Origin of the sequence: Streptococcus suis YS56 (assembly GCF_000440115.1) — a bacterium.
Taxonomy (GTDB): Bacteria; Bacillota; Bacilli; order Lactobacillales; family Streptococcaceae; genus Streptococcus; species Streptococcus suis_L.
On the sequence record NZ_ALMY01000068.1, the window covers coordinates 37,280 to 45,396 of the forward strand.

8 protein-coding genes are annotated in these 8,117 nt (G+C 42.1%); 3 read left to right on the forward strand and 5 right to left on the reverse strand.

Going from position 1 to position 8,117, the window contains the following annotated elements; all coding sequences use genetic code 11:
• Nucleotides 1-22: 22 nt before the first annotated feature.
• The 3 genes from SST62_RS0108060 to SST62_RS0108070 are packed head-to-tail and all read left to right on the forward strand — an operon-like array spanning nucleotide 23 to nucleotide 2,755.
• Nucleotides 23-997: an ABC transporter substrate-binding protein gene (locus SST62_RS0108060; RefSeq protein WP_029186933.1), complete on the forward strand. Its 975-nt coding sequence runs from the start codon at nucleotides 23-25 to the stop codon at nucleotides 995-997.
• Between the two features lie 54 nt (nucleotides 998-1,051).
• Nucleotides 1,052-1,945, forward strand: coding sequence for an ABC transporter permease (locus SST62_RS0108065; RefSeq protein WP_002940642.1), 894 nt, complete (start codon nucleotides 1,052-1,054; stop codon nucleotides 1,943-1,945).
• A 9-nt stretch (nucleotides 1,946-1,954) separates the two neighbouring features.
• Nucleotides 1,955-2,755: an ABC transporter ATP-binding protein gene (locus tag SST62_RS0108070; RefSeq protein ID WP_029186934.1), complete on the forward strand. Its 801-nt coding sequence runs from the start codon at nucleotides 1,955-1,957 to the stop codon at nucleotides 2,753-2,755.
• A gap of 411 nt (nucleotides 2,756-3,166) precedes the next feature.
• On the opposite strand, the gene aroB is transcribed toward SST62_RS0108070, so the two are convergent.
• The 5 genes from aroB to SST62_RS0108095 all read right to left on the reverse strand — a co-directional run.
• Nucleotides 3,167-4,234, reverse strand: a complete 1,068-nt coding sequence (aroB, locus tag SST62_RS0108075) for a 3-dehydroquinate synthase (RefSeq protein WP_029186935.1) — start codon at nucleotides 4,232-4,234, stop codon at nucleotides 3,167-3,169.
• A 12-nt stretch (nucleotides 4,235-4,246) separates the two neighbouring features.
• Nucleotides 4,247-5,116: a shikimate dehydrogenase gene (locus tag SST62_RS0108080; protein ID WP_029186936.1), complete on the reverse strand. Its 870-nt coding sequence runs from the start codon at nucleotides 5,114-5,116 to the stop codon at nucleotides 4,247-4,249.
• A gap of 42 nt (nucleotides 5,117-5,158) precedes the next feature.
• Nucleotides 5,159-6,184, reverse strand: a complete 1,026-nt coding sequence (locus tag SST62_RS0108085; protein ID WP_029186937.1) for a 3-deoxy-7-phosphoheptulonate synthase — start codon at nucleotides 6,182-6,184, stop codon at nucleotides 5,159-5,161.
• A gap of 9 nt (nucleotides 6,185-6,193) precedes the next feature.
• Complete coding sequence (locus SST62_RS0108090; RefSeq protein WP_024395871.1) at nucleotides 6,194-7,231, reverse strand: 3-deoxy-7-phosphoheptulonate synthase; 1,038 nt, start codon at nucleotides 7,229-7,231, stop codon at nucleotides 6,194-6,196.
• Between the two features lie 106 nt (nucleotides 7,232-7,337).
• On the reverse strand, nucleotides 7,338-8,117 hold a 780-nt coding region (locus SST62_RS0108095), incomplete at its 5' end, for an IS30 family transposase (protein ID WP_029186938.1).

Genomic DNA, 8,117 nt, shown 5'->3' on the forward strand with positions numbered 1-8,117 from the left:
ATATTTAGGAGAAGAAACGTTTATGTATTATAAGCTAGTAAAAAAATTGGCAACTATTTCAGTAGCAAGTATGGGTTTGCTAACACTTGCAGCTTGTTCCTCATCATCAGAACAAGCCTCATCTGAAGCGGTAAAAGTCGGTGTACTTCAGTATATGGAGCATGAGTCATTGACAGCTGCGCGTGAAGGATTTGTAGCTGAATTAGAAGCAAATGGCTATAAAGAAGGCGAAAAATTGGTTTTGGATTATCAAAATGCCCAAGGTGACCAGGCCAACCTTCAAACTATTTCTGAACAATTAATCGGTGGAAATGACATTGTCTTAGCAATCGCGACACCATCTGCTCAAAGTTTAGCGACTGTGTCAACGGAAACACCTATTGTCTTTACAGCAGTTACAGACCCATTATCAGCTGATTTGGTTGAATCGATTGAAAAACCAGGCGGTCTCTTGACAGGTACATCTGACCAGGCACCAATTGACAAGCAGGTTGAATTGCTTGGTCAAGCCGTTCCAGATGCCAAGACTGTTGGTATTTTGTACACAACCAGCGAACGTAATTCAGAAGTTCAGGTTGAACAAGCCAAAGAATTGCTTGAAAAAGCTGGTTACAAGGTAGTGGTAAAAGGCATCACTTCGACTAATGAAGTACAAGATGCGACAACAAGTTTGATGAAGGATGTAGATGCTCTCTTTATTCCAACAGACAATACTGTCGCTTCAACCATGACCATGATCGGTGAATTATCTGTGGAGCATAAGGTTCCTGTCATCGGTGGTTCAACAGACATGGTGGATGAAGGTGGACTCTTGACATACGGTACTAACTACGAAGCTCTTGGTCGTCAAACTGCAAAAATGGCTATTAAGATTATCGAAGGAGCCAATGTGTCAGAAACAGCGGTAGAATACCCAGAGACCGTCAGTCTTCACGTTAATGAAGAAATGGCTCAGAAATTAGGTATCGATACTTCTAAGCTTGCTGTGTCTGAATAAGATCGGTATGATAGAACCTAGTATTGACTACGAATTTAGAAAAAGGAGAAAATCGTGGATATTATTTTATCAAGTATCTCGCAAGGCTTGCTTTGGTCAGTTATGGCGATTGGTGTTTACTTGACGTTTCGTATTTTAGATATTGCTGATATGACAGCTGAGGGGTCTTATCCGCTTGGAGCTGCTGTTTGTGCGACAGGGATTGTGAACGGAGTGAATCCCTTGCTGGCAACCTTTATGGCTATGGTAGCTGGTATGGGTGCAGGCTTGATTTCTGGTTTACTTCATACAAAACTAAAAATTCCAGCCCTTTTGACCGGTATTGTAACCTTGACAGGTCTCTACTCTATCAACTTGAAAATCTTAGGCAAAGCCAACGTAGCCCTGCTCAAACAAGAAACACTGGTGACCCAATTGCAGGATTTCGGTTTGACAAAAACAAATGCCGTTTTGGTGATTGGTCTGGTCTTTGTACTAGCAGTTGTAGGCCTATTGACGCTCTTGCTCAATACACAAATTGGTCTAGCTATTCGTTCAACAGGGGATAACATTCCAATGAGTGAGGCCAATGGTATCAATGTAGACAATATGAAAATCTACGGCTATATGTTGTCGAATGGTCTAATTGCCCTTTGTGGTGCTCTTCTTACTCAGAATAATGGCTATGCGGATCTCAACTCTGGTACAGGTACCATTGTTATCGGTCTAGCATCTGTCATTATTGCAGAAGTTATCTTGCGTAACTTACGTCTGGGTTGGAGACTCCTATCGGTTGTTCTCGGTGCAGTTGTTTACCGTTTGATTATCTTAGCGATTTTGGAAATTCCAGGTATGGATGCAGACCTTGTTAAACTCTTCTCAGCTATCCTTCTGGCAACCGTTCTCTATGTGCCAGAATTGCAGAAGAAATTGAATATTCGTCGTCCAAAATTGAATGGAAATGCTTAGGAGGAAGTCATGTCTACAATTTTATCAATTCAAAATATTCATAAAACCTTCGAAGCTGGAACAGTTAATGAGAACCATGTCCTTCGTGGGTTGAACTTAGATGTAAAAGAGGGTGATTTTATCTCCATTATCGGTGGTAATGGTGCTGGTAAATCAACTTTCATGAACTCACTTGCAGGTGCCTTGACGGTTGATTCGGGTGATATTTTGCTTGAAGGTAAATCCATTAAGCATGTCTCAGCTGCCAAACGTTCTAAGGACATCAGCCGTGTCTTCCAAGATCCTAAGATGGGAACGGCTTCTCGCTTGACCATTGAAGAAAACATGGCTATTGCCTATCGTCGTGGATTGTCACGTGGTCTTGGCTGGGGTGTCAAAGATAGTGAACGTGCTATTTTCAAGGAAGCCTTGAAAGAGCTTGATCTGGGACTAGAAAACCGTATGAAGGTTGACACGCAATTTCTTTCAGGTGGTCAACGTCAGGCCTTGACATTGATGATGGCTTCACTGGTGAAACCAAAAGTTCTGCTCTTGGATGAACACACTGCAGCCCTTGATCCAAAAACCAGTGATATGGTTATGGAGCTCACCAAGAAAATCGTTGAAGGCCACCAATTGACTGCCCTGATGATTACGCATAATATGGAAAATGCCATCGAATACGGAAATCGTTTGGTCATGTTGCACCGTGGTCAGATTGTTGTCGATGTAGAAGGAGAAGAGAAGAAGAACTTGACCGTTCAAAACTTGATGGACCTTTTCTACAAAAACAGTGGTGAAAAGCTAACTGACGATGAGATGATTTTATAAAAAAATAAGACTACTGATGATTTTGAATCAGTAGTCATTTTTCTTATCTCGTCATTTAGTTGACTCGACGTAAGAGGAAACTCCGTTTCCTTATTTCCAACTTCAAACACTCTACTGGATTGTTTGAACTCGCCTTGCCTGCTTTTGCAAAAGCGACTTGCTCCGCAAGTTTTATCTCCCACCTTGCACAGTCCATTAACTGTGCAAGCAATCTGGGGGATACGAATAGTCCAGTGGACTATTCGTATCTGAGCCTGAAAACAAAAAAGCGAAGTACATCAGCTGGTTACCTAGAAACAAGAAAGCATTGAGTTATGCCTGCAGCTATTGATGCGAACCTTGTTCGCTCTATTTCCAACCTCCAACTATCTACCAGATAGTTGGAGCGAGTACTAAAAGTAAACTAAAAGACTATACTTGTAGAAATTCTAGCATTTCTTCCATTGGAATTTGATGGATGGCAGCTTGTCCCAATTGAGGGACGATGACGAGTTTGATGGTCTTGCCTCGTGCTTTTTTATCTCTTGTCAAGGCAGCATATAGTTGGTCTACATTCCAAGGTTGGTGTGTAGTCGGCAAGCCGAATTTTTCACACATGGCGATAATCTTTTCTGTCATACCAGCTGGCATCAGTCCTTTTTTCTCAGCTGCGCGTGAGATTTGTACCATACCGATAGCAACAGCTTCACCGTGCATGACCTGGCCGTAGCCAGCGGTCGCTTCAATAGCATGTCCAATCGTGTGACCGAAGTTGAGGTAGAGTCTGACACCGTTGTCTAATTCATCTTCGACAACAACCTTGCGTTTGACTTCACAGGAGTGGTAGACGATATAGTCAGCATGCTCCAGAATGCTCTCGACAGAGCCGTCTAATTGGTCTAGGGTTTCCCAGAGCTCCACATCATCTATTAAGCCATATTTGACAACCTCGCCCATTCCTTCAATCAATTCTCGTTTGCCGAGGGTTTTGAGGGTATCAGGGTCGATGAGAACGCCGTCTGGCTGGCAGAAGGTGCCTACCATATTTTTGGCAAATGGGGTGTTCACGCCAGTTTTTCCCCCGATAGAAGAATCGACTTGGGCAGTTAGGCTGGTTGGAATTTGCAGGAAATGGATACCACGCATATAGGTAGAAGCGACAAAACCTGCCAAATCACCAACGACTCCCCCGCCGAGAGCAATGATTCCATCACTTCGTGTCATACCATTTTTTACGAGAAATTCGTAGGCCTGATTGACGGTATCAAGATTTTTTGAGGCTTCACCTTCTGGAAATTCAAAGACAATGGTTTCAAAACCAGCTTGTTCTAAGCTTGACTGAACTGTTTCGCGGTAGAGTGAGCCAACGTGGTCATCTGTAATAATGGCGATTTTCTGAGGTTTCCAAAGTTCTTTGATCCATGCACCTGTCTGTGCTAAACTTCCTCTTTGGATAAGGATGTCGTAGGGAGTGTTGGGAAGATTGACGGTCAGTTTCATCAGATTTCCTCTCTATTTGATGTCATATTTCTGGACTAATTGGTCCCAAATCAAGTCAGTCGGCATTTCCTTACCAGTCCAGGCTTGGAATGCTTCAGCCGCTTGGAAAAGGAGCATGCCCAAACCGTTAATGGTAGGGTTGCCTTGTGACTGGGCATGCTTCATTAAAGGTGTTTCGAATGGTTGATAGATCACATCTGCAACCAAAAGATTTTCAGGAAAGCGAATGGTAGAAGGAACAGGTTGAGAATACCCATCCATGCCTACACTGGTTCCGTTGACTAGTAAGTCGGAGTTGGTAATATGTTCCTGTAGTAATTGGTTATCTTCAAGCGCTAGGACCTTCATGGGAACTCCAGTTGCTTGAGCAATTGGTGCAATACTCGCCTGTGCTCTTTCCAAGCTTTGTTGGCGGCAGAAAATAGTGATTTCTTTAGCCCCATCCAGAGCGGCCTGAGCAATGATAGCGGTAGAAGCACCACCACCTCCAAGAATGGTCAGCCGCTTGTTTTTTACTTGAAATCCTCTCAGTTTTTCCAAGCTCTTGAAAAATCCAATGCCGTCAGTATTGTGCCCAATTAGCTTTCCATCCTTATGAATAACAGTATTGACAGCTCCAATCAAGCGAGCAGAGTCAGTCAGGCTATCGAGATATGGGATGACAGCTTGTTTGTAGGGCATGGACAGGTTGATACCAAACATATCGTATCGTTTGATATTTTCAAGTGTAACAGCCAAGTCTTCCTCTGGAATTTCCCAAGCAACATATACTCCATTTACACCTGTATCTTGAAAAGCCAGATTATGAATAAAGGGGGAAATAGAGTGTTTGATTGGCTTGGCTACAACAGCAGCTAAGCGAGTATATCCATCAATAGTCACAGGTTTCCTCCATTTTTCATCTGATTTTTTTAATTGTTGAGTTTATAAAGTTTGGTGGATTTCACGGATAAGGGCTTCCGTTTTGTCCCAGCCCAAGCAAGGGTCGGTAATGGATTTGCCGAATACCTCAGGGCTATCTTGACGGCCGTCTTCTAAGTAGGATTCAATCATGAAACCACGGACATATTTGCGAATGGCTTCATTCCAATCACGGTTGATGAGGGTCTGACGGACGATTCGGATTTGTTCCAGGTAGTTTTTACCAGAATTGTCGTGGTTGGTATCAATTACGATAAATGGATTTTTAAGACCAAATTGTTCATACTGTTTGATGGTTTTCAAGAGAATATCATAGTAGTAGTTTGGCTCATAACCGCCCTTTTCAGTATTGGCACCACGAAGGATAGCATGAGCTAGAGGGTTACCATCTGTATCAACTTCTGCATCACGGTAAATAAAGTTCTGTTTGTTTTGTGCGGCGTAGATACCATTGAACATAACGGTCAAATTACCAGAAGTTGGGTTTTTCATACCAGTTGGCATATCGACACCTGATGCAACAAATCTATGTTCTTGGTCTTCAACCGAACGTGCTCCGATAGCGTGGTAGGATACCAAGTCTTCCACAAGAGGGTAGTTGGCAGAGTAGAGCATTTCATCAGCAGTTGTGAGTCCGGTCTCAGTAATGACACGGTAATGCAAATTACGAACAGCAGCGATACCGTTAATGAGGTCTGGTAATTTAGAAGTATCTGGCTGGTGGACCAGTCCTTTATAGCCCTCTCCGTTGGTGCGTGGTTTGGCGGTATAAACCCGCATGACCATGAAAATTTTATCTTTGACTTCATCTTGAAGCTTAGAGAGACGACGTGCATATTCTAGAACGGCCTCTTCATTATCTGATGAGCAAGGGCCGATAACCAAGAGTAGACGGTCATCTTCGCCTCGGATAATTCTTTTCAGTTCTTCATCGCGCTGATTTTTTGCAGCTAGAAATTCTCCTTCTAACTTGGAAAGTTCCTTTACTTTATCAATGTCTAAACTGGTGCTACGTTTGTGAATTCCCATAATATCTTCCTATCTGTTGTAAATTTCTCGGATGAGTTCTTGTGTTTTTTCCCAGCCTAAGCAAGGGTCTGTGATGGATTTTCCATAGACATCTGGATTGTCTTGGCGACCGTCTTCAATGTAGGATTCAATCATGAATCCGCGAACGTAGTTACGAATGGATTCGTTCCAGTCGCGGTTGATTAAGGTCTGACGAACGATACGGATTTGTTCCAAATAATTTTTCCCAGAATTGTCATGGTTGGTATCGATAATAATAAATGGATTTTTCAAGCCAAATTGGTCATAGAGCTCAATGGTTTCTAGAAGATTGTCATAGTAATAGTTTGGTAGGTATTTACCATTTTCATTGACTGCGCCACGAAGGATAACGTGAGCAAGTGGATTGCCAGATGTTTCAACTTCAGTATTGTTGAAGAGGAAGGATTGCTTCTTCTGAGCAGCAAAAAGACCGTTGAACATGACTTTGAGGTTACCAGATGTTGGATTTTTCAAGCCTGTTGGAACATCGATGCCTGACGCTACAAAGCGGTGCTGCTGATTTTCAACCGAACGAGCTCCGATAGCGATGTAGGAAACCAAGTCATCAACCAAAGGCAGGTTTTCAGGATAGAGCATCTCGTCAGCAGTAGTTAAACCTGTTTCCGTAATGACACGATAGTGGAGGTTACGAACTGCTTTGATTCCGTTGATGAGGCTTGGTGCAGCATCTGTATCTGGTTGGTGCATGAGTCCTTTATAACCATCACCATTGGTACGTGGCTTGGCAGTATAGACGCGCATGACCATGAAGATTTTATCTTTTACTTCTTCTTGAAGCTTAGCCAAGCGGTGAGCATAATCTAAGACAGCCTCTTCATTGTCAGAAGAACATGGCCCAATTACTAGGAGAAGACGATCATCTTCTCCTTTTAAGATGGCTTCAAGTTCACGGTCACGAGCTTGTTTTTTAGCAAGTGTTTCAGGAGAAAGTTTAGAATGCTCTCGGACTTGATTGATGTCAATTTTTTCGCTGATTGGTGTAAACAATAGGTCTTCCTCTTTCATTTATAGATTTTTCAATTATACCATTATTTTTAAGAATTTAAAACCAATATTCATGATTTTGTGTAAAATTTACAGTAAATTCTGAATCCCAAATTTCAAGTTGAAGTTAGCCACCCAAAAGAAATTCACTCGGCGACTTGTAGTCCAAGCATTTTTTAGGGTAGTTGTTAATCCAATTTTCTATAAAAGCGACTTCTTTCGGAGTCGTTTTCTTGGTTCCTTTAGGTAACCATCTCCGAATTAATCGATTATGATTTTCATTTGAACCTCTCTCCCATGAAGAGTAAGCATGTGCGTAGTAGATATGTTCCTCAGGAAATACCTCAGACAATCGTTTGAACTCCGAACCATTATCTGCAGTAATGGACAGAATACGATGCTCCCCTAAAAGTAACGTAAGCGCCTGATTGACAGATTCAGCAGTTTTATTTGGAATTAACCTTATAATTTGGTGTCTGCTCCGCCGGTCGGTTAAGACTAAAAGGCAATGATTTTTCGCTCTGGTTAGTAGAACTGTATCAATTTCATAATGACCGTTTTCCAATCGAAGATTGATGACCTCTGGTCGCTCTTCGATTGATTTACCAGCCGGCTTAAAGTTCGGACTGGCTTGCTTCTTGACACCTTTTCTTTTTCTGGGATAAAGCATGTCGGCCTTCGTCAATCCTAAATGACCATTATGAAACCAGTAGTAAATAGTTGAAATCCCTACTTTCACTTGCTTCTTCATAACCATCATTTCAGGTGAAAATTTTTGCTTATGATAGTGTAAAATCTTCTCTTTCATTTCTTTCGTTAGGATTATCTTTTTAACCGACCGTTTTCGATTGGATTGGTAAACAGTTTGTGCGTAATCGGCAGAATAGACCTTTTTGTATAGCCCTTT

Coding starts and splice junctions, on each gene's coding strand:
- SST62_RS0108060 (WP_029186933.1), top strand. CDS start 23: ATGTATTATAAGCTAGTAAAAAAATTGGCAACTATTTCAGTAGCAAGT.
- SST62_RS0108090 (WP_024395871.1), bottom strand. CDS start 7,231: ATGAAAGAGGAAGACCTATTGTTTACACCAATCAGCGAAAAAATTGAC.
- aroB (WP_029186935.1), bottom strand. CDS start 4,234: ATGAAACTGACCGTCAATCTTCCCAACACTCCCTACGACATCCTTATC.
- SST62_RS0108085 (WP_029186937.1), bottom strand. CDS start 6,184: ATGGGAATTCACAAACGTAGCACCAGTTTAGACATTGATAAAGTAAAG.
- SST62_RS0108070 (WP_029186934.1), top strand. CDS start 1,955: ATGTCTACAATTTTATCAATTCAAAATATTCATAAAACCTTCGAAGCT.